Here is a 24,156-nt window from a genome sequence, read left to right as displayed (position 1 = left end):
CGATCTCCGCTCGATCCTCGATCGTCAACATCCTGCGCCCCACTACAACCCCTGTCCACCAACGCCTCTCGGCTACCGTTGCTTCGAGGGTATGACACCGCCCTGGTGAGGACTCGCCTGTAACTGTTGAGAAATATGGAAGAAACAGAGGGCGCATAACGTGCGCACTCATGAGTTCAGTCGACACCACGGAGCCGAGCGCCGAAAAGCGACGTATCCGGCCGCTGGGGACCGGCATCAACATCGAGCACTTGAGCAAGGTCTTCTCCTCCGGGGCAATGCGCGGAGGAGAACAGGTCAAGGCACTCGACGATGTCAGTCTCAAGACATCCGAGGGTTCCTTCCTGTCCCTGTTGGGCCCCTCGGGCTGCGGGAAGTCCACTATCCTGCGCATCATCGCCGGCCTCGAAACCGCCTCCGAGGGCACAGTTCTGATGAACTCGATGTCACCGAAGGACCTACAGAGCCAGCATGAGCTGGGTATCGCATTCCAGGACTCTGCCCTACTGCCGTGGCGCACCGTGGAGTCCAACATCAAGCTGCCGCTGCAGGTGGCCGGGATCAAGCCCGACCAGTCCGCGGTGGACGAGCTGATCGACCTGGTGGGTCTGCGCGGATTCGAGAAGGCCAAGCCGGCGACCCTGTCCGGCGGCATGCGCCAGCGTGTGTCCATCGCCCGCGCGCTCGTGGTCAAACCCACCGCACTGTTGCTCGACGAGCCGTTCGGCGCACTCGACGACATGACGCGCCAGCGCCTCAACATGGAGCTTCAGCGCATCTGGACCGAGAAGCCTGCGACCACACTGATGGTCACCCACGGTATCGCCGAGGCGGTCTTCCTCTCCGACGTGGTCGCCGTGATGAGCCCGCGACCCGGCCGCATCATCGAACTCGTGGAGATCGACCTGCCCCGTCCGCGTCACCCGGATATGCTGCGCACCAAGGAATTCCACGCCATCCACGATCACCTGTCCGGCCTGCTCTTCGGTGGCGGCGCCGGCACGGAGACCGAAGCCACGGTCGAGCCCGGCTCCGACGACGAGAACACCGCCAAGGAACCCGTATGAGCAAGCTCAGGCTCATCGGATCACGATGGGGCGCTGGGGCTATCGGAATCGTGTGCTTGTTGATCCTGTGGACACTCGCCGGAGTGTTCCACTGGTTCAAGGGGACCATCCCGACGCCCGCAGCCGTCATCCGCGCCGTCGGCAAGCAGGGCTGGGACTTCTACACCAGCAATTTCGGTCCGACCATCGAACTGGCGTCGAAGGGATTCCTGTGGGGCAACCTCCTCGCACTGATCCTCGCACTGCTGGTCATCGTCATCCCTCAAATCGAGGGACTGGCAACGCAGTTGGCGATCATTAGCTACTGCACCCCGATCATCGCGGTGGCACCGATCGTCCAGGTCGCCTTCTCCACCGTGCAGACGATGATCGTGTTCCTCGCGGCGATCTCAGTCTTCTTCACGACCATGATCGGCGCCGTCGCCGGCCTGCGGTCACCGCATCGCGCCGCCCTCGACGTCGTCCAGGTCTACGGCGGCGGACGGCTCGCACAGCTGTTCCGTGTGCGCATCATCTCGTCTCTGCCCAACGTCCTTGCCGCACTGAAGATCGCGGCACCGGCAGCCATCCTCGGCGCTGTGCTCGGTGAGTTCCTGGCGATGCCCGACAAGGGCGCCGGTCCAGCGATGATCAACGCCCAGCAGCGCGGTGACATCCCCGCAGTCTGGGCCATCGCGCTGGTGTGCGGGGTCATCGCGGGTATCGGCTACGCCGTCATCGCACTCATCTCGCGCTATGTGACGCGCTGGTCGACGGGAGAGGCCCGATGACCCTACGTATCGCCAAGTTCCTCGGCTCACTTCTGTTGAGCTTCATCCTGATCCTGGTGATCTGGTGGCTGTTCCTGCTGGCCTTCCCGAATATCGGACCGATCATCGGTCGCACACCGATCGACGTATTCAACTACCTGTTCGGCGCCGACGACGGCACATCCTCACGCTCGCAGCTGTGGTCGGACCTGGGCATCACGCTCAAGGACTCCGCTGTAGGTTTCGTGTGCGGCATGGCCGCCGCGATCATCGTCGCCGCACTGTTCATCATGTTCCGCCCGCTCTCGCAGACCTTCATGCCGATCGCGATGCTCCTGCGGTCGGTGCCGTTGGTCGCCATGACACCCCTGATCACCATGGTGGTCGGTCGCGGCATCGCGGTGGTCGCGGTGATGGGCGGGATCGTGGTCTTCTTCCCCGCGCTGGTGATGATCATGAACGGGCTGTCCAACGCGCCGCGCCAGATCTCCGACGTGATCACCGCCTACGGCGGCAACAAGTGGGTGGTGATGCGGATGTCATCGCTGCCGTCGGCGGTCCCCGCATTGTTCAGTGCCGCAAAGGTGTCGGTTCCCGGAGCGATCATCGGCGCGACGGTTGCCGAGTGGCTGGGAACGAACAAGGGACTGGGCGCGAGCATCCAGCGGGCCCTCCCGGCAGCCGACTACGACGCACTGTGGGCCTCGGTCCTGGTGATCACAGTCTCCTCCATCGTGCTGTACGCAATCGTCGGCGTCATCGAGACCATCGTCCTCGCCGAGATGGGAACCAAACCCGCGTAATCGTCACGATGTCGTGTGCGCAGAACGCAATCCGTTCTCGCGCACACGACATCGACCATCCGGTGCCCCGATGCGGTGGCGTACGGACTCCTCTGGCCGCTGGTCGACCTGAGGGCATCAGTGTGTGGTGATCCGCCGTTTCGGCACTCGTCAGAGAGGCTCCTTCCATGACCATCGATCGTCGGTCCTTCCTGCGCTACAGCGCACTCGGCGGCAGCGCCGCTGTCGCGCTCGGCGCATCCGGACTCCTCGCCGCGTGCAGCAGCGGCGGTTCGTCCTCGAGCTCGAGCGGATCGAGCACCACCAATCCCAAGATCCAGCTGTCGTGGCAGAAGAATGCCGAATTCTCCGGCGAGTTCATGGCTTTGGAGAACGGCCACTACAAGGCAGCCGGGCTGGGCACACCCGAACTCATCGCCGGAGGTTCCGCAGGCACCGGGACCGAGACCGGACTGACCGCCAAGAAGGTCTGGGCAGGCGTGTCGGCGCCGATGCTCACCGCCCCCGTGATCCTCAAAGGCGCCGAGCTGATCACGGTCGCCGGACTCTTCCAGAAGAACCCGTTCTGCATCACCTCCCCCGCTGACAAGCCGATCAACAGCCCCGCGGAGATGAAGGGAAAGAAGATCGGCGTCGCCGCCGGTGACACCGCCCCCTTCATGGCCCTGTTGGCCGCCAACGACCTTACGTCTTCGGACGTGCAGATCGTGGGCATGCAGTTCGACCCGACCCCGCTGAAGGCCGGGCAGATCGACGCGATGGTCGCCTACATCACCAACGAACCCATCACCCTCGCCGACGAAGGCTTCCAGACACACAGCTTCCTGTTCGCCGAACACGGCCTGCCGCTGGTGGCCGAAACCTATGTGTTCCGCAAGGAGACGGTGGCAAACGAGCGCGACAAGGTCAAGGGCCTGCTCAAGGCCACCATCCAGGGCTGGTACGACGCCATCCTCGACCCCAACAAGTCGGTGTCGCTGGCCGTCGACAAGTACGGGAAGTCGCTGGGACTGAATTCATCTCAGCAGCTGAAGCTGATGGCCGCCCAGACGCAGCTGATGGTCACCGACGACACCCGGGCCAACGGTCTGATGACGATGACCGACCAACTCGTCGAGGACAACATCACCTCGCTGAACAAGGCGGGTTACAAGATCACCGCAGATCAGCTGTTCGACCTGTCGCTCATCAAGGAGGTCTACGCCGAGAATCCCGACCTCAAGCGGGACCTCAGCTCGATCGCCAAGGCCTGACCCCGTCCCTCGCCTCCCACCACTGAGCACCACGCACGTCCCGAAAGGCAGTCCCATGACATCGGCATTGAGTCGTCGCTCCTTCCTTCGCAATTCGATGATCGGCGGCGCCGCAGTCGGCACCCTGGGGGCGTCAGGCCTACTCGCCGCTTGCAGCAGCGGTGGCTCATCGTCGAGCGCAACCAGTTCCACAGACCCCAAGGTGCAACTGGTGTGGGAGAAGAACGTCGAGTTCGCCGGCGAGTACATGGCACTGGAGAACGGGCACTACAAGGCGGCGGGCCTGGGTACCCCACAACTGATCGCCGGCGGCGGTTCGGGCACCGGTACCGAGACCGGGCTGAGCGCGAACAAGGTGTGGATCGGTATCTCACATCCCAACCTGACCGCACCGGTGATCCTCAAGGGCGGCAAGCTCAAGTCAGTTGCCGCCACCTTCCAGAAGAGTGCATTCTGTCTGACCTCGCCGGCAGACAAGCCCATCAACACGCCACAAGACATGAAGGGCAAGAAGATCGGCGTGTCCGCCGGCGACACCGGGCCGTTCAACTCCCTGCTCGCCGCGAACGGCATGACCACCAGCGATGTGACCATCGTCGGTGTGCAATATGATCCGACACCACTCAAACTCGGGCAGATCGACGCGCTCGTCGGGTACATCACCAACGATCCGATCTCTCTGGAGCAGCAGGGTTTCCCCGTCCACACCTTCCTGTTCGCCGATCATGGACTCCCGCTGGCCGCATCGACCATCGTGGTCCGCCAGGACACTCTCGACAACGAACGCGACAAGGTGAAGGGCTTCATCAAAGCCGAGGTCCAGGGCTGGTACGACGCGGTTCTCGACCCCGACAGGTCGGTGTCACTCGCCGTCGACAAGTACGGCAAGACGCTCAACCTCGACCGGGAACACCAGGCGAAGGAGATGGCCGCACAGACCAAACTGGTGGTCACGAACGACACCGTCGCCAACGGCCTGCTCACCATGACCGACACGTTGGTCGAGCAGAACATCACCGCCCTCGGCAAGGCCGGCTACAAGATCACCGCCGATCAGCTGTTCGATCTGTCGCTCATCAAGGAGGTCTACGCCGAGAATCCCGACCTCAAACGGGATCTCAGCTCGATCACCAAGGCCTGACCCGTCCCTCGCCTGCGTAACGTCCCCACTCCCCAGTCGCCCCGAGCACTCAACCACCCTCGCAATCACCAACCGCAATCACCAACGTCCCCATCCCCGCTGAGACCCTCCCTTACACGCCCCGAAAGGCACTCCCATGGCAATGACGTTCGATCGTCGCTCGTTCCTGCGCTATTCGATGATCGGCGGCGCTGCCGCCGGCACCCTGGGCGCATCAGGTCTGCTCGCAGCGTGCAGCAGTGGTGGTTCGTCTTCGAGCGGAAGCGGCTCGGAGGCAACCAATCCCAAGGTGCAGCTGTCGTGGGAGAAGAATGTCGAGTTCGCCGGTGAGTACATGGCCATCGAGAACGGCCACTTCAAGAATGCGGGCGTGGGCACGCCGGAGCTGATCGCCGGCGGCGGATCGGGTACCGGCGTGGAGACGGGTCTGACCGCCAACAAGATCTGGATCGGCACCTCGGCTCCGCTGCTCACCGCGCCGGTGATCCTCAAGGGTTCCAAGCTGATGTCGGTCGCGGCGACCTACCAGAAGAACCCGTTCTGCATCGTCTCGCCCGCATCCAAGCCGATCAACACACCCCAGGACATGAAGGGCAAGAAGATCGGCGTCGCTGCCGGCAACACCTCGCCCTTCAAGGGTCTGCTCGCGGCCAATGACCTCACCGAGAACGATGTGCAGGTCGTCAGCGTCCAGTACGACCCGACTCCACTGAAGACCGGCCAGATCGATGGTCTGGTCGCCTACATCACCAACGAGCCGATCGCCCTCACATCGCAGGGATTCGCCAATCACACCTTCCTTTTCGCCGATCACGGGCTGCCACTGGTCGCCGAGACCCTGGTGGTCCGCCAGGAGACCATCGACAAGGAGCGCGACAAGCTCAAGGCGTTCATCAAGGCCGACATCCAGGGCTGGTACGACGCCGTACTCGACCCGGAGAAAGCGGTGTCGCTGGCGGTGGACAACTACGGCAAGTCGCTCGGCCTCGAACGCGACCAGCAACTCGCCGAGATGAAGGCGCAGATCGCGCTGATCGTCAACGCCGACACCAAGGCCAACGGTCTGCTCACCATGACCGACGAGCTCATCGACGAGAACATCACCGCACTCGGCAAGGCCGGCTACAAGCTCGAGGCCAATCAGATCTTCGACATGTCGCTGATCAAGGAGGTTTACTCCGAGAACCCCGACCTCAAGCGCGACCTGTCGTCGATCACCACCGCATGATCTCCGGCCGCTGAGCACCGTCGCCCGATCGCACCCGTGAGACAGTTCGACCAGCGACCGCACGATTCGCGTGGACACGTCAGACGAGCGGACTTAGGCTGACGCCGATTCCCCGCGCATCGCAGGGATTTCACGGGTAGTTCATCGTCGTTCTTCCTTCTTGTCGAAAGGCAGTCATGTCCCTCAGTTTCGATCGCCGGTCCTTTCTCCGCTACTCCCTCGTCGCCGGCGGCGCCGCAGGTGCATTGGGTGGATCGGGCCTCCTCGCCGCATGCAGCAGCGGCAGCAGCAGCTCGTCCTCGGGCGGCGGGAACGACTGGAAGAACCCGCGTGTGCAGCTGTCGTGGCAGAAGAACATCGAGTTCTCCGGCGAGTACATGGCCATCGAGAACGGGCACTTCGAGGCAGCAGGCCTGGGCACCCCCGAACTGCTCACCGGCGGTGGCGCGGGCACGGGCGTGGAGACCGGCCTCACGGCCAACAAGGTGTGGATCGGCATGTCGGCTCCGCAGCTCACCGCGCCGGTGATCCTCAAGGGCGCCAAGCTCAAGACGGTCGCCGCGACCTACCAGAAGAATCCCTTCTGCATCGTGTCGGCAGAGTCCAAGCCGATCAACACGCCAGAGGACATGAAGGGTAAGAAGATCGGTGTACAGGCCTCGAACTCGAATGTCTTCAAGGCGTTGCTCACCGCCAACAACCTCACCGAGAACGATGTGCAGATCGTCACCGTCCAGTACGATCCCACCCCGCTGAAGTCCGGGCAGGTGGACGGGTGGGTCGGCTACATCACCAATGAACCGATCACCCTCGCGGGCCAGGGCTTCGCCAACCGTACGTTCCTGTTCGCCGACTTCGGCCTGCCGCTGGTCGCCGAGACGCTGGTGGTCCGCCAGGAGACCATCGACAACGAGCGCGACAAGCTCAAGGCGTTCATCAAGGCCGACATTCAGGGCTGGTACGACGCCGTACTCGACCCCGAGAAAGCGGCGAGCCTCGCCGTCACCAAGTACGGCAAGGACCTGGGACTCGAGCAGGCCGAGCAGGTCAAGGAGATGCAGGCCCAGATCAAGCTGATCGTCACCAGCGACACCAAGGCCAACGGTCTGCTCACCATGACCGACTCCCTGGTCGACGAGAACATCACCGCGCTCGGCAAGGCCGGCTACAAGATCACCGCCGACCAGATCTTCGACCTGTCGCTGATCAAGGAGGTCTACGCCGAGACGCCAAGCCTCAAGCGCGATCTGAGCTCCGTGGCCACCGCCTGAGTATCGATCGGACAATTCGTTCGTTCGTCGACCACGGCCATGTCGGTGCGGTATGTTCAAGCCGATCCTGAATCTGGAGTTCAGAAGAGGTGGATATGCCGATGCCGACTGGCCTGTCGTCGCGCGCTGGAAAACCCTGGCGGACACGGATCGTGACGGCGGTCGCCGCAACGGCCGTGTCCTTCGGGGTGCTCCTGACATCCGGGACCGCACTCGCCCTCGCCGATGACGGGCTCGGCTCAGCGGGGTCCAGCGGATCGAGCGGGTCGAGTGGTTCCGCCGGCTCGTCTGGCTCCTCGGACCTGGTATTGCCCGTCCCCACCACCGAGGGACTCGGCGCACTGGCCGCAGCATTCGTTCAGACCGGCAAGCCCTACCTCTGGGGTGGGGTGGGCCCGAACGCATTCGACTGCTCTGGCCTGGTCCAATGGGCCTATCGCACCGTCGGTGTGACGCTTCCCCGCACCAGCCAGCAGATGGCGCATGTGGGCAGGTCCGTCCCACTGTCGATGATGATGCCCGGCGACATCATCATCTTCTACAAGGACGCTTCCCACGTGGGGATCTACGCCGGGTTCGGCCAGGTGTTCAACGCGTACGGCAACGGCGTCCCGATCGGACTCACTCCCCTGACCGCGATGCCCCCCATCAAGACGATCCGGCAGGTGTGATTCCCCCTCATCCGGTGAACGCCAACACGATCAGCGCGACGTTCAACACCACGATCACGATTGTCGACACCACCGAGGCCCACCGCAGCAGCGGCCGATCGGTGAATTCCCCCATCAGCGTCCGATCCGACGTCAGCCTGGCCAACGCGATGATGGCGAACGGGATCCCGAAGCTCAGCACCACCTGACTGACCACCAGCGCCCAGGTGGGCTCGACCCCGACTCCCAACACGATCAGCGCCGGAATCACCACCACCAATCGCCGGATGATCATCGGCACGCGAATGTGCAACATCCCCTGCATGATCGCCGCGCCCGCGTAGGACCCCACCGCGGTCGAGGCCAGCGACGAGGCCAGCAGCCCCGCGGCGAAGAATACGGCGATCAGCGGACCGAGGGAGTGTCGCACCGCGTGATATGCCCCGTCGATGGTGTCGGTGCCGGGTACATGTCGCAGATTCTGCGCGGCGAGCACCAGTAGTGCGATGTTCACCAGACCCGCGATCCCGAGCGCGACAAGAACATCGACGCGGGTGGCGCCGAGCAACTTCCGGACGACCGGCGCCGAATGACCCGACCCGTGGCGGTCGATGACCAGTGTCGAGTGCAGATAAACCACGTGGGGCATCACGGTGGCCCCGAACATCCCGGCCGCCAGGAGTACCGACTCACGCCCGTGCAGACGGGGGATCAACCCGCCGGCGACATCCGACGGCGACGGGGCGTTGACCACCAGGCCGGCCAGGAAGCCCACGACGATCACCACCAGGAAGCCGCCCACCACCAGCTCGAAGGATCGCTGACCTCGCCGTGACGCGATCGCCAGGATGATCAGGGAGACGACGGCGATGATCACCCCACCCACCACCAACGGCAGCCCGAACAGCAGGTTCAGTGCGATCGCGCCGCCGATCACCTCGGCGAGATCGGTGGCTGCCGCCACGACCTCGGCTTGCAGCCAGTAGCCGATGCGCGCGCCGCGCCCCAAGCGCTCGCCGACGAGTTCGGGAACGCTGCGACCGGTGACGACACCGAGTTTGGCCGACTGATATTGCACGAGCATCGCGATCACCCCGGCCACCACCAGCACCCACACCAACAGGAATCCGTACCGGGCACCCGCGGTGACGTTCGCCGCGACGTTGCCGGGGTCGACGTAGGCGATCGCGGCGACGAACGCCGGCCCCAGAAGTGCCGACCTCGCGAGGACCGATCGTCTGAGGACCGGCCCCTGTACCCGTCGCACCATGTAGGCAAATCTGACACACGGACGACCAGAGTTCAAGCGTTCGAAACTATGACTTCGGCTACCCGAAATCAGCTGATACGCGAATACCGATCCAGCGCCTCTCGTCGCTCGACCTGGTGATCGACCATCGGTTCGGGGTAGTCGGCCGGTCGCTCGTCGCCCGGATCGTGCACCGCGGCACCGGCGATCGGGCGCAGTTCGGGCACCCACCTGCGGACGTACTCACCCGACGGGTCGAACTTTTTCCCCTGACTGGTCGGGTTGAACACCCGGAAATAGGGCGCGGCGTCGGTGCCACACCCCGCGGTCCACTGCCACCCGTGCTGATTACTCGCGATGTCGCCATCGACCAGCAGGTCGAGGAAATGCCTGGCACCCCACTGCCAGGGCAGATGGAGGTCCTTGACCAGAAAGGATGCGACGATCATCCGTACCCGATTGTGCACGAACCCCTCACCGGTCAGTTGCCGCATTCCCGCGTCGACGATCGGGAAACCTGTTGTGCCAGAGGTCCATCGATCGAACCGGCGCCATGCGGCATCATCGGTGTCGGTGGAGATGCCGTCGAATCCGGTATTCCAGTTGTGCCAGGCGCTGTGAGGCCAGTTGTACAGAACGTCGGCATAGAAGTCACGAAAGGCCAACTCCCGCATATACGATGCCGCACCGTCGGATCTACGAGCAGCAAGGTCGGCAAGCATCGTGCGCGGATGGACGGTGCCGAATTTGAGATGCACAGACATCCGGCTGGTCGCGTCGAGGTCGGGTCGGTCACGCTGGGTGTCGTACTCCGACACCGCGTCGTCGAGGAACTCGCGCCACCGCCGCAGCCCTGCCCGCTCGCCCGGTTCGATGACGGGTTCCTCTGGCGCGGCGGGGATCTCGATCGGGTGGACGTTGGGTACGGCCCCCGGGTCCACCCAGTCGGTCATCTCTGCGGAGGTGTGCGCAGGCGAATGCCACCCACGCTCACGCCACGCGCGAAAGTACGGCGTGAACACCTTGTAGGGCGAGCCGTCGCTCTTCGTGATCTGACCGGGCGAGACACCGTAGGGCGAACCGGTACCGACCAGCGGGATGTCGCCGAGAGCATCGGCGACACGTTCGTCGCGGCGGCGACCATACGGCGAGAAGTCCTGCGAGACATGGACGGACTGCGCACCAACGGCATCTGCGACGCGGGGGACGCTGGAGTGCGGACGGCCGCGGATCACGAGCAGGCGCCCGTCGAGCTGCTCACGCAGATCGCGCAGACTCTCGAAGAGGAATGCCAGGCGCCGCGTGCCGGCGTGGCCGGTGAGCGCGGTGTCGAGGACGAACAACCCCACGACCTCATCGGCGGCGTCGGAGGCTGCCGCGAGCGCGGGGTGATCGCTCAGGCGCAGATCGCGACGAAACCAAAGGATCGAGGTGGTGGCCATCACCTTCGACGCTACCAGCGCACGATCGACCGGAACCTCCTGCGCGGACCGCCCGTGTTCTGACCAAACCCTTACCGATGAGTGCCCCACAATGCCCGGATCCGCTCCTACGTTGGATCTCGCCGCCGGCCGGAGTCAGCGGCTGAGACCGAAAGGACACAGGACAACCATGAGAACACCATTCGCACGGTGGTCAATCGGTGCCGCGGCGGTCGTCGCCGGTCTGGCAGTGGTGCCGGCCACGGCGTCGGCAGCACCGGCGACCCCGCCCCAGACGGCACCCACCGCGCATGTGACAGGCACCACCTGCACTGTGGAGCAGGTGGAGAAGGCGATCGCCGCCCATGAGCCGACGTTCGCACATCACCTTGCGACCCATCCCAAGGCCAACGCGGCGTTCGAGCACTACATCACCCTGACGCCGGCGCAGCAGCAGGCCGCCCGCACGGCGTTCGTGGCCGCGCACTCCCATGCGCACAAGCGCTGGGAACGCCACCATCACAAGCTCGAGGCCAAGGTCACGGCCGTGAAGGCCACGTGTGGGCAGTTCTGATCGGTTCCCCAGCGTGACACTCTCGATGTCATGAGTTCATCCGATGAGACCGCACCGCAGGTGCTGATCGTCGACGACGACCCGGACATCCTCACCTCACTTCAGATGGGGTTGGGGCTGTCCGGGTTCGTCGTGTCGACCGCGGAGACCGGCATGGGTGCACTCGCAAGCGTCGAAGCCCAGCAGGTCGATGCCATCGTCGTGGACATGAACCTGCCCGACATCGACGGCGTCGCGGTGGTCGCCGCACTGCGCGAGAGCGGATCACAGATCCCGATCTGCGTGCTCTCGGCACGCACGTCGGTCGACGACCGCATCATCGGACTCGAAGCCGGCGCCGACGACTACCTGGTGAAGCCGTTCCACCTCGGTGAACTCGTCGCGAGGCTGCGGGCGCTGCTGCGACGCCCTCGTGCCGCGCCCGTGCCCACCGACGCCGCGTCCGACGCCCCCACGAGGCTGGTACAGGTGGGCGACGTGACGATCGACCTGCCCGGCAGACGGGTCGAATGTGGCAGGCGCGCAGTGGATCTGACACCGCGTGAATTCGACCTGCTGGCCGCACTGGCAGCCGAGGCCGGAACCGCTCGCTCACGCACCGAACTACTCGCCGACGTATGGGGATACGACTTTCCCGTCCAGACGAAGGTTGTCGATGTGTTCGTGGGATACCTGCGTCGCAAACTCGAACGCGACGGCAGTCCACGGGTGGTCCACACCGTCCGCGGCTACGGCTTCGTGCTGCGCAGCGACACCGCCGACCTGCGCGTGCAGGACCCGTCGGGAACCGCGGCTGCAGCCGATCCGACAGGGCGTACACCGCGGTGAGGACCCCGTCCCTGCGTGTGCGCGTCGCGATCGCCACCGCCGTCGGCGCGGCGATAGTCGCCGGCATCATCGCGGCGGTCGCCTGGGTGGTGGTGGCCGACGACGAGTATCAGCAGCTCGACGCTCAGGTGACGCGGCTGACGTCAGTCGCGGCCAGCGTGGGCCGTGCGCGCGGCGAGCAGGCGCTGCAGGCACAGCCCGACGCCCAGGGCTTTTTGGCGACCTTCCGGCGCGGCGACGAGGTGGTGTTGTCGACCTCGACGACGGTGCCCGAGTTGCCCGACGGTCTGGTCACCGAAAACCTCGGTGGCGCCGACTACCGGATAGACACCGTCACCCGACACCCCGCTGCGGCGGCTCCGACGCGCGTGTCGATCGCGCTACCTCTGGCACCCACGCGCGACCGGGTCGACGCTCGCCACCGACAGATGGTGATCGTGGCGGCACTCGGCGTGATCGCCGCAGCCACCCTCGGATGGATCCTCGGTGGTTGCGCCACCCGGCCGCTTCGCCTTCTCGCGCAGGGAATCGTGCGAGGTGACCCGAGTCCGGGCCTGCGTACGGGTGTGGGCGGCGCCCGCGAGGGACGCGAGATCGCCATCGCCACAACCGATCTCCTCGACCGTCTACAGACAGAGCATCGGCGCACCGCTCAAGCACTCGCGGCTGCACGTGATTTCGCCTCGACGTCGGCCCACGAACTGCGCAGCCCACTGACCGCGATGGGCACAGACCTGGACATGTTGCGTGGCGGGTATGCGTTGTCCGATCACGACCGCGATGTGCTCACCGCACGCCTGGAGCGATCCCACCGCCGCGTCGTCAGCACGCTGACCGCACTGGAGACTCTGGCGCGTGGCGACCTGATCGGGCCCGACGACCTCGAACCCGTCGACCTCGTCGAGGTCATCGACAGCAGTGTCGCGAACGCACGCGAGGCCTTTCCCGATGTCAGCTTCGACGCCGCGCATCCCCGGCAGCTGGTGGTGCACGGATTCGCCCCGGGACTGCGACTGGCGCTGGAGAATCTGTTCACCAACGCCGTGCGCCACGGTCACGCCACGGCCGTGGGAGTGCGCACGGTGATTCATCCTGACGGTGTGGTCGAGGTGGTCGTCGGCGACAACGGCAGTGGACTCCCACCCGCCGAGCGCGACGAAGTACTCGGCCGATTCCGTCGCGGCTCCACGGCCACCGGTCCGGGCTCGGGCATCGGTCTGGCGCTGGTCGCCCAGCAGGCCCGACTGCACGGCGGACGTGTGCGACTGGCCGACTCCCCCGGTCCGACCGGACTGGAGGTGTCGATCACCATCGGCGAGTCCGCGCGACCGGGCGGCTCAGCGCACTGAACTGCCCCGCCCTGCGAGATCAGGCACTCGGATCGCCTGGAACACCACATCACTGCGCCGGGCGAAGCCCAGCGATTCATACAGCCGGATCGCGGTGGTGTTCTCCGCTGCGGCGTGCAGGAACGGCCGCTCACCACGCTCGACGATGCGGTGCGCCACTGCTCGTATCAACCTCGTTGCCAGCCCCTGCCCCCGTACCTCGGCCGCGGTGCAGACCGCGCTGATCTCGGTGAAACCCGGCGGGCGCAGTCGTTCGCCGGCCATCGCCACCAGGCGGCCGTTGCGGCGGATACCCAGGTAGGTGCCCAGGTCGATGGTCTGGGGCAGAAAGGGTCCGGGCCGGGTGTCCTCGACCAGCGCGATCATCTCGGGCACATCACGGGGCGTGAGGATCACGGCCTCGTCATCAGGACCGTCGAGGAGCGTCTGCGCGACCAGCTGCACGCCGGGGATGTGGCGCACCACCCGCCATCCGGGCGGCGGAGGTGTCCGCAGTGCCGACGGCGCCACCAGCTCGCCCGGTCCGGCGAGGACGGCCACGTCCGACCAGTCGCCGTCGGTGGGATCATCGGGCAGCGCGAAAAACGGCGAGACGTCGGTCCGATAGCGCACCACTCTCCCCGACCGTTCCGCCAGATGGGCGTGGGCGTTGTTCAGCGCGTGGTAGGCGGGGTTGTCCAGCACTGCCGTATCCGGGGTCATCGTTGTCTTTCTCCGCGTCGGGCCGCTCGTCCTCGGGCCGCTTGTCCTCGGGCCGCTTGTCATCAGGCCGCTTGTCATCAGGCTAGGAGGGGGTCGGGTGAGCCCCACCCCCAGGGTGGATCGGGGATCTGCGTACGCAGCACTGGCGCAATCTCCTGGGCGAACAGTTCCAGTCCCCTGCGGTGCTTCTTCTCCGGGAGTCCACCGGCTTCGGCGTGCAGGTGCATCACGGTGTGCCCGAACCGCTGGTGATAGCGGTGAACCTTGTCGATGATCTGTTCGGGGCTGCCGATCAGCGCCGAGGAGCGCTCCACATAATCCTCCAGCGTGGGAAACACCGGATCCACGCCGAGTCGCTTCTGCGCCTGGAGATAGCCTGCGAAGACCGGCCGATAGTCCTCGATCGCGTCCTGCGATCGACGTGCGGCGTAAAAGCCCGCTGTTCCCGCACCCACCGCGATTCGCTGAGGATCGTGACCGTGCTCGATCCACCGTTTCCGATAGTGGTCGATCAACTCCCCATACGGCTCGGCGGGATGGGTCACGTTCGCCGAGAACAGTGGATCACCGTGGCGCGCTGCAAGATCCACCGACTCGCGACTGGTCGCGCTGCCATGCCAGATGCGGATCGGCTGCTGGAGCGGCTGCGGCCACACCTGCGCGTCGTGCAGCGGTGGCCGGAACCTGGTGTCGTAGGTGATCCGATTCTCGGCCCACAGGCGACGGAACACCTCGTAGGATTCGGCATTGCGGTCCCACTGGTCTTCGGGTGTGACGTTGAACAGGTCCCGCTGCGCCGAACCGTTGCCCTTGCCGATGATCAGCTCCAGCCGACCTCCCGAGAGATGGTCGAGCGTCGCGTAGTCCTCGAAGGCACGCACCGGATCGAGTAGCGACAGAGTGGTGACCGCGGTGAACAACCGGATCGTCTCGGTGCGCGCGGCGATGTGGCTGAGCACCACCGTCGGCGACGACGAGATGAACGGGATTTCGTGGCGCTCACCGACGCCGAACCCGTCGAAACCCAGACTCTCGGCCAGCGTCGCGGATTCGACGACCTGCCGGAATCGCTCGGCGGTGCCGACCTGTTCACCGGTCACGGGGTCGGGAGCGTGCACGATCAGCGTGATGGCGAGAAATCTCATGGCCTCGTCTCCCTTGCTGTATCGATACGCTGTTCGGCTGTCCTGGCGTCCGCCCGCATCAGGAGTTGGTCCGGGGCAGGCCGGGCGGATTGATCTGCGAGCTGGTCACCGACTCGTTCGAGAGATTCCACGCGGCCAGCCACTTGCTGTACTGACCGTTGCTGATCAGGTAGTTGAGCGCATCGGCCAGCGGCTTGACCAGACCCGATCCCTTCTTGGTGGTCGCAGCGATCAGACCCTGAAGTGTCTGCCCGGCACCGGAATACGTCCCCGCGTCACGAGTCGGCTTGGGCGTCGATGCGGTTTGCCTGATGTGGTAGGCGATGGAGGGATTCGGGCCGAAGTAGGTGTCGATCTTCCCTGACTGCAATGCCAGCGCTACCGCACTGCTGTCGGGGAAGTACTTGACGGTGAAGGTCTTTCCCTTGGCCTGCAGCTGCTGGCGCCATTCGAGGAGGATCTTCTCCTGATTGGTACCTGAACTCACCGATACGGTTTTACCCGCAAGGCTGTCGGGGTTTCCGTCGAAGTTCCAGCTGCTGGACTCGAGTACCTCGAAGGCGAGATTGTCCTTGCGGTAGCTCGCGAAGTCGTATTTGTCCTTACGCGCTTCGGTGACGGTGACGTTGGAGAATCCGACATCGCTACGGCCGCTGTCGATCCCGACGAACAGATTGTCCCAGGTGGCATTGGTGATCTCCGCGCGCAGGCCGAGCACACCGGCCACCAGACGTCCGAGATCGGGCTCTGATCCGGTGAGGGTCTTCTGATCGGTGCCCACGAAGGCCAGTGGAGCCGAACCCGCGGGCAGTGCACCGATGCCGATGGTCAGGGCGCCGCCGTCGAGGACCTCCTTGGGTAGTTCTGCGCGAATCGCGGCGACCTGCGGAACCGAGATCGTGGTCTCGGTGGCGGCACCGTTGGATACCGCACCGACGGTGACCGCAGTGGTGCCGTCGGCATTCGACGCGGGCGCCGCAGCCGAATCCCCTTCCGAGCACCCTGCGGCGGTGCCCATCACGGTCGCGGCCGTGACCATGGCAATCGACACCGCACCCCACCGGCGTAGGCGAGATCTCGTGGGGCCGGCAGACGCAGCAAACAGGTGCGAACGCACTGTGTTGTTCTCCTTGTGGTGTTGTTCGAGGATGACGGTGGTGGTGTTGTTCGGGGATGGTGGTGTTGTTCGGGGCGCAGTGCGAGACAGATGAGGGCGCTCAGAGGACCTTGCTGAGGAAGTCTCTGGTGCGGTCGTGGCGTGGATTGTCGAGAACCTCTGCCGGCGGGCCCTGTTCGAGGATCCTGCCGTTGTCGATGAAGACCACCTCGTCGGCGATCTCGCGGGCGAAGCCGATCTCGTGGGTCACCACGATCAGCGTGGTTCCCGACGAGCCGAGGTCGTCGATCACCTCGAGCACTTCCCCCACCAGTTCGGGGTCCAGCGCCGAGGTGGGCTCGTCGAACAGCACCACACCCGGTTTCGACGCCAGGGCTCTGGCGATGGCGACGCGCTGCTGCTGGCCGCCGGACAAGGTGCGCGGATAGGCGTCGGCCTTGTGCGCGAGTCCCACTCGGTCGAGCAGTACTCGCGCCTGCTCGTGCGCGGATCCCTTCTCCATACCGAGTGCGACCTGCGCGGCGGCAACGTTGTCGATGACGGTCAGATTCGAGAAGAGGTTGAAATTCTGGAACACGAAACCGATCTGACCGCGCTGTCGACGAATTCTGCTCTCCGACAGCTCCTTCAGGCGTCCGCGATGTCGACGGACACCGATCGGTTCGTCGTTGATCTCCACATGTCCGATGTCGGGCTTCTCGAGATGGTTGATGCACCGCAACAGGGTCGACTTTCCCGACCCGGATCGGCCGATGATCACCGTCACCTGGCCCGGTGGAACCGTCAGATCGATCCCACGCAGCACCTGCTGATGCCCGAAATTCTTGTGTACGTTGACCACCGACACTCCGACGGCCGCGGTGGCGGGAACGTCGGGGGCGTGTGTGACGCGCTCGGCGACCATCACGCCACCGCCGTCGTCGTGCGCGCGGCACGCCACTGCGCAAAGCCGCGGCGGACTCGTTGCACAGGTGTGGGTGGTAGCGATCGGACGGCGCCACGGGCGAAGTGGCGTTCCACGTAGTACTGGATCACCGAGATGATGCTGGTGAGTATCACGTACCAGACGGTGGCCACCATAAGCAGCGGGATGATGTCGCCGGAGTAGGTGCTCCCCATCGTCTCCACCGCGCCGAACAGGTCGATCAGCGAGACGTAGTACACCAGCGAGGTGGCCTTGACGATGCCGATCAGTTGGTTGACGTAGGGCGGGATGATCGCGCGCAGCGCCTGGGGTGCCACCACTCGTCGGAACTCATGCGACCGAGGAAGCCCGAGGGCCGAGGCGGCCTCACGCTGCCCCTGGTCGACCGACAAGATGCCCGCACGCACGATCTCTGCGGCGAACGCGGCCTCGTTGAGACCTATCCCGATCACCGCGATCACCAACGACGTGGCCAGCGTCGACTCGTCGAAGTGCAGAAAGCCCGGACCGAAGGGAATCCCCAGGCTCAGGGATTTGTAGAGCGCACCGAAGTTGTAGAGAAACAACAGCAGGACCAACAGCGGAATGGATCGGAACAACCAGATGTAGATCCAGCTGACCACCTGCAGCACTGGGTTTTTCGACAGCCGCATCAAGGCCAGGATGACACCCCCGACGAGTCCGACGACGGCGCTGAGCGCTGCGACCTCGATGGTGACCACCAGTCCGTGCAGGATCACCGGCCTGGCGAACCAGTAGGAGAACCGCGGCCAGGCGAAGAAGTCGTTGGTCACCAGTCCGTGGATGATCTGCGCGACAATCACGAGCACCACCGCCGTGGCGATCCACCGACCCGGATGTCTGCGCGGCACAGCACGTTCACCGTGCGACGAGGGGGCATCTGCAGGGGCGTCCCGATCGGCCGGTGTGTGATGCTCGCCGATCGTGAGGGGTGTCGGCGCGGTGAGCCGAGAGGCGTGTGACACGTGGGTGTCCTTTGTGGCTGGTGAGTGGACTTCGGAGTGTGACTGAAAAACGGGGTGTGACCGGGATTCGAGTCGCGCACGACTCGAGGTGGTGAGATTCACGAACCATCGATGAATGCCTCGCACACGCTAACGGCGCAGTCCGTTGTTGCACCACGGTTACATTCACCTGGCGCACAAGCCCGGCAGTGAACACCACGCACACCACGCGCATGTAGCCACGGACATTCGGCCACGGAATCTGCGACCGGCGCGAGGCGTTGAGCGTGGCATGAGCAATGCGGCCCAGACGAGTCCCGCCCACGAGCATGCGACAGCGGCCGGTGGGTCAGACGGCGATCTCACAGATCATGGCGACGTGCGGTACATCCCCGCGGCTGATCGACACGAGTGGAGCAATGAGTGGCTCACGTCCTGGCAGTCGTTCCCGGCCGACGGCAACTACGATCTCGAGCGCAACGCCCACGGCCTGCTCATGGTGAACAACGAGGATGTGGTGGAGGCGGGCAACGGTTTCGACTCCCATCAGCACCGCAACACCGAGGTGGTCACCTGGGTGCTCGAGGGTGCCGTCGAGCACCGCGACTCACGCGGCAACCACGGCGTCATCCGGCCCGGGGTGGTCCAGCGGATGACCGCCGGTACCGGCATCGTGCACTCCGAACGCAATCCCGCCACCCGATCCGAACGTACGCAGACCCGCGTGGTGCAGATGTGGCTGCCGCCCGACACCGACGAGCTCACTCCGTCATACGCCGACGCTGATGTGAGCCAGGCACTTTCAGATGGTTCGCTGGTTCCGGTGGTCTCAGGCATGCGCAAATATGCCGACCGCGCGGCCATCACTCTCGCCAATCGCTATGCGACGCTGCACATCGCACGCCTACCGGCCGGGAGCAGTGTCGAGATCCCTGCCGCTCCCTTTGCCCATGTGTTCCTCGCCCGGGGCGACTCGACATTCGAGGGACTCGATCAGCGACTGCATCACGGCGACGCGCTCCGTCTGACCGACGCCGGCGACCGACGCATCACCGCCGTGACCGATACCGAGGTACTCGTCTGGGAAATGCACGCGTCCTTCGATTTCTGATGTCCCCGAACGCGAATCAGGGCCGGGACGCGTGTGCGTCCCGGCCCTGATCGGTTGCGTGAGTTGACCTCTGGGCGCTAGCCGACCCCGAGCAGGTCGATCACGAAGACCAGCGTCTTGCCGGAGAGCTGATGGCCGGCGCCGGCCGGTCCGTAGGCGAGTTCCGGCGGAACGGTCAGCTGGCGACGGCCACCGACCTTCATGCCGGGAATTCCCTCCTGCCAGCCGGGGATCAACCGGTCGAGCGGGAATCGGGCGGACTGGCCGCGGTTCCACGACGAATCGAATTCTTCTCCGGTGTCGTACTCGACGCCCACGTAGTGAACGTCGACCACGCCACCTGCGACGGCTTCCTCGCCGTCACCGACCACCACATCTTTGATGGTCAGTTCGGTGGGTGCCGGGCCTTCCTGGAAATCGACCTCGGGCTTTTCTGACGGTGCCATCTCGGCTCTCCTTCGAGTCGGTGGGATGGGAACTCAGCGGCCGGACAGATCCACGTAGTCGCGCTCGGTGTAGCCGGTGTACACCTGACGCGGGCGACCGATCTTGGTGCTCGGGTCGGCGTTCATCTCGCGCCAGTGCGCGATCCATCCCGGCAACCGACCCAGCGCGAACAGCACGGTGAACATGCGGGTGGGGAATCCCATCGCGCGGTAGATCAGACCGGTGTAGAAGTCGACGTTCGGGTAGAGGCGACGCGAGATGAAGTAATCGTCGTTGAGTGCGACCTCTTCGAGGCCCTTGGCGATGTCGAGCAGCTCATCGCTGACGCCGAGGCTTTCGAGAACCTTGTCTGCGGCGGCCTTGACCAGCTTCGCGCGCGGATCGTAGTTCTTGTACACGCGGTGCCCGAAGCCCATCAGCTTCACGCCCGGTTCCTTGTTCTTGACCCGGTTCATGAAGTCGGTGGTGTCGCCACCGCCGGCGCGGATGTCCTCGAGCATCTCGAGGACGGCCTGATTGGCGCCGCCGTGCAGCGGGCCCCACAGAGCGTTGATGCCACCGGAGATCGAGGTGAACAGATTCGCCTGCGAGGAACCGACCAGACGCACTGTCGAGGTCGAGCAGTTCTGCTCGTGGTCGGCGTGCAGGATGAACAGCATGTCGAGGGCATCGACCACGGCCGGGTCGATCTCATAGGGCTCCGCGGGCAGCCCGAAGGTCATCCGCAGGAAGTTCTCGACCAGGTTCAGCGAGTTGTCCGGGTACAGGAACGGCTGACCGACCGACTTCTTGTAGGCGTAGGCCGCGATCGTCGGCAGCTTGGCGAGCAGTCGAATGGTCGACAGCTCGACCTGCTCAGGATCCTTGGGATCGAGTGAATCCTGGTAGTAGGCCGACAGCGCGTTGACCGCCGAGGACACCACGGGCATCGGGTGTGCGTTGCGGGGGAAGCCGTCGAAGAACCGCTTGAGATCCTCGTGGAGCAGAGTGTGACGGCGGATCTTGTCGGTGAAGTCCTCGAGCTGAGCCGGAGTGGGCAGCTCACCGTAGATGAGCAGGTAGCTGACCTCGATGAACGTCGAGGACCGCGCGAGCTGCTCGATGGGGTATCCGCGGTAACGCAGGATGCCCGCGTCGCCGTCGATGTAGGTGATCGCCGACTTCGTCGACGACGTGTTGACGAATCCGGGGTCGAATGTCGTCATACCGGTATCGGCGAGGAACTTACCCAGGGCCACGCCGTTTGCGCCCTCGGTTGCCTCGACGATGGGCATATCCAGCTCGCCGCCCGGATAGATGAACTTCGCGCTTGTGGCAGGCGACGTGCCGTTTGACGACACAGCTTCTGCGGACACTATGGCCCCTCCTCAACTGATGGACAGCCCTGTTGACGCCATCCTATGGCCGTGGCATTTGTTGGCCAGCAGGTGCGCGGGGTGCCCGCGTACCTGTCGCAGTTACAAACTAGTCGGTAACCTGTTCGCCTGCCCATGGAGGGTCGGCACCGGGGCGCGAGACGGTGACCGCGGCGGCCGCGGCCGCGAAGCCCAGAGCCGTTTGCCACCCGGGCGCGTCGAGGTCGGCCACACTGCTCGGATTCAGCGCCGAATGCGCCGACAACCAGTGCAGCAGCGCGCCTCCGACGGTGTCACCTGCGCCGATCGTGTCGACAACCTGCACATGCGGTGCCGGCACGCTGACCTCCAGACGCTCGGTGGTGACCCGCAACCCGTCGGCGCCGGCGCTCATGACGACCGCGGACACCCCGGCGTCGAGCCAGTCGCGCACACCGGTGCCCGCCGATCCCTGGGCGAGCCACGCGGCGTCCTCGTCGGAGACCTTCACGATGTCGGTGTGCTGCATCCAGCCCGCGAAGCGGCGACGGTAGGCGTCCGGATCTGCGATCACCGCCGGTCGGATGTTCGGGTCGATCATCACCAGGGTTCCCTCGGCGTGGGCACGCCGCATCACCGATTCGTAGACGCTGACCCCCGGCTCCAGCACCATCGACAGAGTCCCGAAGCAGACCGCGCCGACAGTCCCCGGCAGCGGTCCGGGGTCGGCGACCAGCCGGTCGGCGGTGCCGTCGGTGTAGAAGGAGTACGACGCCGCACCGTCGTCTCCGATGGTCGCCACGGCCAGGGTGGTCGGCTCGTCACCACGCTGACACATCGACAATCCCACCCCCGAGGCGCTCAACGCGCGCAGGATCTCGTCGCCGAGATGGTCGGTGGACACCCGCGAGAGGAACGACACCGACGATCCGAGCCGCCCGAGAGTGACCGCCACGTTGAACGGACCGCCGCCGAGCGCGGGCTGCATCGGCGCCAGACGTCCAGGACTCGGGGCGGGCGAGGTGGTGACGATGTCGACCAGCGCCTCACCGCAGACCACGATTTCCTTCACCGCGCCACATCCGGTGACGGCCGGTAACGCAGACCCCACGACCCGCTCCACGTCTGCCCCGGTTCCAGTGTGATCAGGTCGATCCCGCTGGCCAGTGCGTTGGGCGGTGACGTCATCGGCTCGACGGCCAGTGCCCGCCCGCGACCGGGATAGGCCTGACCTCGTGCGGGATCGGCGGTGAACGCCTGCACCCACCCGAAATTGAGATCGGTCCACAGTTCTGTGCAGTCACCGTGCGGCCCGAACAGTCGGTTCCGGTGGACCGCCCCGTCGGCGACCAGTCCGGTGAACGGCGTGTCGAGTAGCCGGCCGGCGAGCGTGCGGGGCCGGGTGAAGTCCATGTCGGTACCGGCGACCGGCTGCGGATCTCCCACCGGCAGCTGCCTTTCGGGATCGAGCGGCTGGACTCGCGTCGCCGCGAGCTGCAGCGCGCAGTCGTCGATCGGGAGGTCTCCGAGCCGGATGAAGGTGTGCTGCCCGAGTGCGAACGGCGCTCGCGCGTCGCCGACGTTCTCGGCGGTGTGGGTCACCGACAACCCATCGACGGGATCCACCCGATAGGTGGCCGTGAGCACAATCTGATGCGGCCACCCGGGGTGCGTCCCGATGGGGGTGCGCAGCGAGACCACGTCCTCGTCGTGTTCGGTGCGCTGCCACTCGACGGTCCGCACGAAGCCGTGATTGGCGTTGTTCCTGTCCTTTTCGGTGATGTCGAGCTGATAGTCGACCCCGTCGAAGGTGTATCGGCCGTCGGCGGTGCGGTTGCGCCACGGCGCGAGGACGAGCCCGGCCGATATCGGCGACTTCTGCCCCGGCTTCTCCTGCCAGGTCTCGGTGAGCAACTGCCCGTCGTGGGATACGAGTTCGAGCCCGGCTCCGGTGGAGGCCACCTCCGCGCGGTACTTCCCTGCCTGCACTGCGAATACCGTCACGCTCTCGAGTCTGCCACTAGATTTGGCTCATGCGGCAGATCTCGGCGGGACGCGATGCGGTGCTGCTGGACTTTTCCGACGACCCGAATCCGCTCGACTCCGCGGTCTCGGTGGCAGCACGGTTGCGCGGGGAGGCCGCACGCGGGGCGTTGGGTGAGGATGTCGACGTGATCGGTGCGGCGACCACCGTCCTGGTGCAGTGGCCACCGGCAGCAGGGGTGAATGCGCTTGCGCTGCACCGCGCCTTACGGAATGCGACGCGGGTGGGCGACGGCGGATCGAGGAGCCCCTCCGATACTCCGTCAGCCTCCCCGTCGGCGACCGACGCGCCCGGTGCGCCGAACAGCGCCCCCGACCACCACATCGATGTCCGTTACGACGGTGCGGATCTGGCCGAGGTGGCCGATACGCTCACCGCATCCGGCGGGGACGACTGGAGCGTCGACGACGTCGTCAGGGCGCACACCGCCATCACGTGGCGCGTCCAATTCATCGGATTCGCACCGGGTTTCGGGTATCTGGTGCCTGATGAGTCCACCACCGCGCCCGATCACCCGGCACGACGGCTCGCCACAATCGGGCGTCGCACCACGTCGCGGACCCGGGTTCCCGGTGGCGCGGTGGCTCTGGCCGCCGGCTACAGCGCGGTGTATCCGCGGCCCGGTCCGGGTGGGTGGAATCTGCTCGGCCGCACCGAGGCGACGATGTTCGACGTCCATGCCGACCCGCCGTCGACGCTCTCGCCGGGCGACACGGTGGTCTTCCGCGACATCGGTGGGTCGCGATGAGCGCCGGCGACATCGGTGGGCCGCGGTGAGCGCCC

At 65.3% G+C, this 24,156-nt stretch carries 24 protein-coding genes; 13 read left to right on the top strand and 11 right to left on the bottom strand.

Annotation, left to right across the window (positions count from 1 at the left end):
* Positions 1-170: 170 nt before the first annotated feature.
* The 8 genes from IEW22_RS13510 (at position 171) to IEW22_RS13475 (ending at position 8,183) form a co-directional block, all read left to right on the top strand.
* Complete coding sequence (locus IEW22_RS13510) at positions 171-1,067, top strand: ABC transporter ATP-binding protein (protein WP_188587133.1); 897 nt, start codon at positions 171-173, stop codon at positions 1,065-1,067.
* Entirely contained in the window at positions 1,064-1,837 is a 774-nt protein-coding gene (locus tag IEW22_RS13505) for an ABC transporter permease (RefSeq protein WP_188587132.1), read from the top strand. Before IEW22_RS13510 ends, IEW22_RS13505 begins: the two co-directional genes overlap by 4 nt.
* Positions 1,834-2,619 carry an ABC transporter permease gene (locus IEW22_RS13500; RefSeq protein WP_188587131.1) on the top strand — a complete coding sequence of 262 codons (786 nt, stop codon included), beginning with the start codon at positions 1,834-1,836 and terminating at the stop codon, positions 2,617-2,619. Before IEW22_RS13505 ends, IEW22_RS13500 begins: the two co-directional genes overlap by 4 nt.
* 167 nt (positions 2,620-2,786) lie before the next feature.
* Positions 2,787-3,872, top strand: coding sequence for an ABC transporter substrate-binding protein (locus tag IEW22_RS13495; protein ID WP_188587130.1), 1,086 nt, complete (start codon positions 2,787-2,789; stop codon positions 3,870-3,872).
* Positions 3,873-3,927: 55 nt separating this feature from the next.
* On the top strand, positions 3,928-5,013 hold the full coding sequence (locus IEW22_RS13490; RefSeq protein ID WP_188587129.1) for an ABC transporter substrate-binding protein: 1,086 nt from the start codon (positions 3,928-3,930) through the stop codon (positions 5,011-5,013).
* A 136-nt stretch (positions 5,014-5,149) separates the two neighbouring features.
* Positions 5,150-6,241, top strand: coding sequence for an ABC transporter substrate-binding protein (locus IEW22_RS13485; RefSeq protein ID WP_188587128.1), 1,092 nt, complete (start codon positions 5,150-5,152; stop codon positions 6,239-6,241).
* Between the two features lie 176 nt (positions 6,242-6,417).
* On the top strand, positions 6,418-7,512 hold the full coding sequence (locus IEW22_RS13480) for an ABC transporter substrate-binding protein (RefSeq protein ID WP_188587127.1): 1,095 nt from the start codon (positions 6,418-6,420) through the stop codon (positions 7,510-7,512).
* 101 nt (positions 7,513-7,613) lie between these two features.
* Entirely contained in the window at positions 7,614-8,183 is a 570-nt protein-coding gene (locus IEW22_RS13475) for an NlpC/P60 family protein (protein WP_188587143.1), read from the top strand.
* A 7-nt stretch (positions 8,184-8,190) separates the two neighbouring features.
* Here the strand turns inward: IEW22_RS13475 and IEW22_RS13470 are convergent, their stop codons facing one another.
* Both IEW22_RS13470 and IEW22_RS13465 read right to left on the bottom strand, forming a co-directional pair.
* Positions 8,191-9,432: an Nramp family divalent metal transporter gene (locus IEW22_RS13470; protein ID WP_188587126.1), complete on the bottom strand. Its 1,242-nt coding sequence runs from the start codon at positions 9,430-9,432 to the stop codon at positions 8,191-8,193.
* 68 nt (positions 9,433-9,500) lie between these two features.
* The gene (locus IEW22_RS13465; RefSeq protein ID WP_188587125.1) at positions 9,501-10,853 is read right to left on the bottom strand and encodes a cryptochrome/photolyase family protein; all 1,353 of its coding nucleotides are present in this window, start codon (positions 10,851-10,853) and stop codon (positions 9,501-9,503) included.
* Between the two features lie 169 nt (positions 10,854-11,022).
* Between IEW22_RS13465 and IEW22_RS13460 the strand changes: the two genes are divergently transcribed.
* Genes IEW22_RS13460 through IEW22_RS13450 form a run of 3 tightly spaced genes read left to right on the top strand, consistent with a single transcriptional unit; the run spans position 11,023 to position 13,583 of the window.
* The gene (locus IEW22_RS13460) at positions 11,023-11,406 is read left to right on the top strand and encodes a hemophore-related protein (RefSeq protein ID WP_188587124.1); all 384 of its coding nucleotides are present in this window, start codon (positions 11,023-11,025) and stop codon (positions 11,404-11,406) included.
* Between the two features lie 30 nt (positions 11,407-11,436).
* Positions 11,437-12,234, top strand: coding sequence for a response regulator transcription factor (locus IEW22_RS13455; protein WP_188587123.1), 798 nt, complete (start codon positions 11,437-11,439; stop codon positions 12,232-12,234).
* Complete coding sequence (locus IEW22_RS13450) at positions 12,231-13,583, top strand: sensor histidine kinase (protein WP_188587122.1); 1,353 nt, start codon at positions 12,231-12,233, stop codon at positions 13,581-13,583. The genes IEW22_RS13455 and IEW22_RS13450 overlap by 4 nt, the downstream gene beginning before the upstream one ends.
* Here IEW22_RS13450 and IEW22_RS13445 read toward each other — a convergent pair.
* The 5 genes from IEW22_RS13445 to IEW22_RS13425 all read right to left on the bottom strand — a co-directional run bounded on the left by IEW22_RS13445 (position 13,572) and on the right by IEW22_RS13425 (position 18,458).
* Positions 13,572-14,285, bottom strand: coding sequence for a GNAT family N-acetyltransferase (locus tag IEW22_RS13445; RefSeq protein WP_188587121.1), 714 nt, complete (start codon positions 14,283-14,285; stop codon positions 13,572-13,574). The genes IEW22_RS13450 and IEW22_RS13445 overlap by 12 nt on opposite strands.
* A 77-nt stretch (positions 14,286-14,362) precedes the next feature.
* A complete protein-coding gene (locus IEW22_RS13440) occupies positions 14,363-15,430 on the bottom strand; it encodes an LLM class flavin-dependent oxidoreductase (RefSeq protein WP_188587120.1) in 1,068 nt (355 codons plus the stop codon).
* A gap of 58 nt (positions 15,431-15,488) precedes the next feature.
* Positions 15,489-16,481: a transporter substrate-binding domain-containing protein gene (locus IEW22_RS13435; RefSeq protein ID WP_229742633.1), complete on the bottom strand. Its 993-nt coding sequence runs from the start codon at positions 16,479-16,481 to the stop codon at positions 15,489-15,491.
* Between the two features lie 166 nt (positions 16,482-16,647).
* Positions 16,648-17,451, bottom strand: a complete 804-nt coding sequence (locus tag IEW22_RS13430; RefSeq protein ID WP_188587119.1) for an amino acid ABC transporter ATP-binding protein — start codon at positions 17,449-17,451, stop codon at positions 16,648-16,650.
* The gene (locus IEW22_RS13425) at positions 17,451-18,458 is read right to left on the bottom strand and encodes an amino acid ABC transporter permease (protein WP_188587118.1); all 1,008 of its coding nucleotides are present in this window, start codon (positions 18,456-18,458) and stop codon (positions 17,451-17,453) included. The genes IEW22_RS13430 and IEW22_RS13425 overlap by 1 nt, the downstream gene beginning before the upstream one ends.
* A 271-nt stretch (positions 18,459-18,729) precedes the next feature.
* Here IEW22_RS13425 and IEW22_RS13420 point away from each other — a divergent pair, with 271 nt between their 5' ends.
* Entirely contained in the window at positions 18,730-19,548 is an 819-nt protein-coding gene (locus tag IEW22_RS13420; RefSeq protein WP_188587117.1) for a pirin family protein, read from the top strand.
* Between the two features lie 77 nt (positions 19,549-19,625).
* Here IEW22_RS13420 and IEW22_RS13415 read toward each other — a convergent pair whose 3' ends face one another.
* From IEW22_RS13415 to IEW22_RS13400, 4 genes are all read right to left on the bottom strand, one after another.
* A complete protein-coding gene (locus tag IEW22_RS13415) occupies positions 19,626-19,994 on the bottom strand; it encodes an FKBP-type peptidyl-prolyl cis-trans isomerase (protein WP_188587116.1) in 369 nt (122 codons plus the stop codon).
* 33 nt (positions 19,995-20,027) lie between these two features.
* Positions 20,028-21,350, bottom strand: coding sequence for a citrate synthase (locus IEW22_RS13410; RefSeq protein WP_188587115.1), 1,323 nt, complete (start codon positions 21,348-21,350; stop codon positions 20,028-20,030).
* A gap of 109 nt (positions 21,351-21,459) precedes the next feature.
* On the bottom strand, positions 21,460-22,401 hold the full coding sequence (locus IEW22_RS13405; RefSeq protein WP_188587114.1) for a carbohydrate kinase family protein: 942 nt from the start codon (positions 22,399-22,401) through the stop codon (positions 21,460-21,462).
* Positions 22,398-23,333, bottom strand: a complete 936-nt coding sequence (locus tag IEW22_RS13400; protein WP_188587113.1) for an aldose 1-epimerase family protein — start codon at positions 23,331-23,333, stop codon at positions 22,398-22,400. Before IEW22_RS13400 ends, IEW22_RS13405 begins: the two co-directional genes overlap by 4 nt.
* Positions 23,334-23,362: 29 nt before the next feature.
* Between IEW22_RS13400 and IEW22_RS13395 the strand changes: the two genes are divergently transcribed.
* Positions 23,363-24,121 carry a 5-oxoprolinase subunit B family protein gene (locus tag IEW22_RS13395; protein WP_188587112.1) on the top strand — a complete coding sequence of 253 codons (759 nt, stop codon included), beginning with the start codon at positions 23,363-23,365 and terminating at the stop codon, positions 24,119-24,121.
* The last annotated feature ends 35 nt before the right edge of the window (positions 24,122-24,156 follow it).

It is taken from the genome of Gordonia jinhuaensis (assembly GCF_014639795.1).
GTDB lineage: Bacteria > Actinomycetota > Actinomycetes > Mycobacteriales > Mycobacteriaceae > Gordonia_B > Gordonia_B jinhuaensis.
This window is presented reverse-complemented; position numbering and strand designations above follow the sequence as displayed.

Excerpts from the sequence above, each read along its gene's own strand:
- IEW22_RS13460 (WP_188587124.1), top strand. The coding sequence starts at position 11,023 with ATGAGAACACCATTCGCACGGTGGTCAATCGGTGCCGCGGCGGTCGTC.
- IEW22_RS13490 (WP_188587129.1), top strand. The coding sequence starts at position 3,928 with ATGACATCGGCATTGAGTCGTCGCTCCTTCCTTCGCAATTCGATGATC.
- IEW22_RS13445 (WP_188587121.1), bottom strand. The coding sequence starts at position 14,285 with ATGACCCCGGATACGGCAGTGCTGGACAACCCCGCCTACCACGCGCTG.
- IEW22_RS13440 (WP_188587120.1), bottom strand. The coding sequence starts at position 15,430 with ATGAGATTTCTCGCCATCACGCTGATCGTGCACGCTCCCGACCCCGTG.
- IEW22_RS13495 (WP_188587130.1), top strand. The coding sequence starts at position 2,787 with ATGACCATCGATCGTCGGTCCTTCCTGCGCTACAGCGCACTCGGCGGC.
- IEW22_RS13455 (WP_188587123.1), top strand. The coding sequence starts at position 11,437 with ATGAGTTCATCCGATGAGACCGCACCGCAGGTGCTGATCGTCGACGAC.
- IEW22_RS13505 (WP_188587132.1), top strand. The coding sequence starts at position 1,064 with ATGAGCAAGCTCAGGCTCATCGGATCACGATGGGGCGCTGGGGCTATC.
- IEW22_RS13430 (WP_188587119.1), bottom strand. The coding sequence starts at position 17,451 with ATGGTCGCCGAGCGCGTCACACACGCCCCCGACGTTCCCGCCACCGCG.
- IEW22_RS13475 (WP_188587143.1), top strand. The coding sequence starts at position 7,614 with ATGCCGACTGGCCTGTCGTCGCGCGCTGGAAAACCCTGGCGGACACGG.
- IEW22_RS13395 (WP_188587112.1), top strand. The coding sequence starts at position 23,363 with ATGCGGCAGATCTCGGCGGGACGCGATGCGGTGCTGCTGGACTTTTCC.
- IEW22_RS13420 (WP_188587117.1), top strand. The coding sequence starts at position 18,730 with ATGAGCAATGCGGCCCAGACGAGTCCCGCCCACGAGCATGCGACAGCG.
- IEW22_RS13510 (WP_188587133.1), top strand. The coding sequence starts at position 171 with ATGAGTTCAGTCGACACCACGGAGCCGAGCGCCGAAAAGCGACGTATC.
- IEW22_RS13480 (WP_188587127.1), top strand. The coding sequence starts at position 6,418 with ATGTCCCTCAGTTTCGATCGCCGGTCCTTTCTCCGCTACTCCCTCGTC.
- IEW22_RS13500 (WP_188587131.1), top strand. The coding sequence starts at position 1,834 with ATGACCCTACGTATCGCCAAGTTCCTCGGCTCACTTCTGTTGAGCTTC.
- IEW22_RS13465 (WP_188587125.1), bottom strand. The coding sequence starts at position 10,853 with ATGGCCACCACCTCGATCCTTTGGTTTCGTCGCGATCTGCGCCTGAGC.
- IEW22_RS13485 (WP_188587128.1), top strand. The coding sequence starts at position 5,150 with ATGGCAATGACGTTCGATCGTCGCTCGTTCCTGCGCTATTCGATGATC.
- IEW22_RS13415 (WP_188587116.1), bottom strand. The coding sequence starts at position 19,994 with ATGGCACCGTCAGAAAAGCCCGAGGTCGATTTCCAGGAAGGCCCGGCA.
- IEW22_RS13470 (WP_188587126.1), bottom strand. The coding sequence starts at position 9,432 with ATGGTGCGACGGGTACAGGGGCCGGTCCTCAGACGATCGGTCCTCGCG.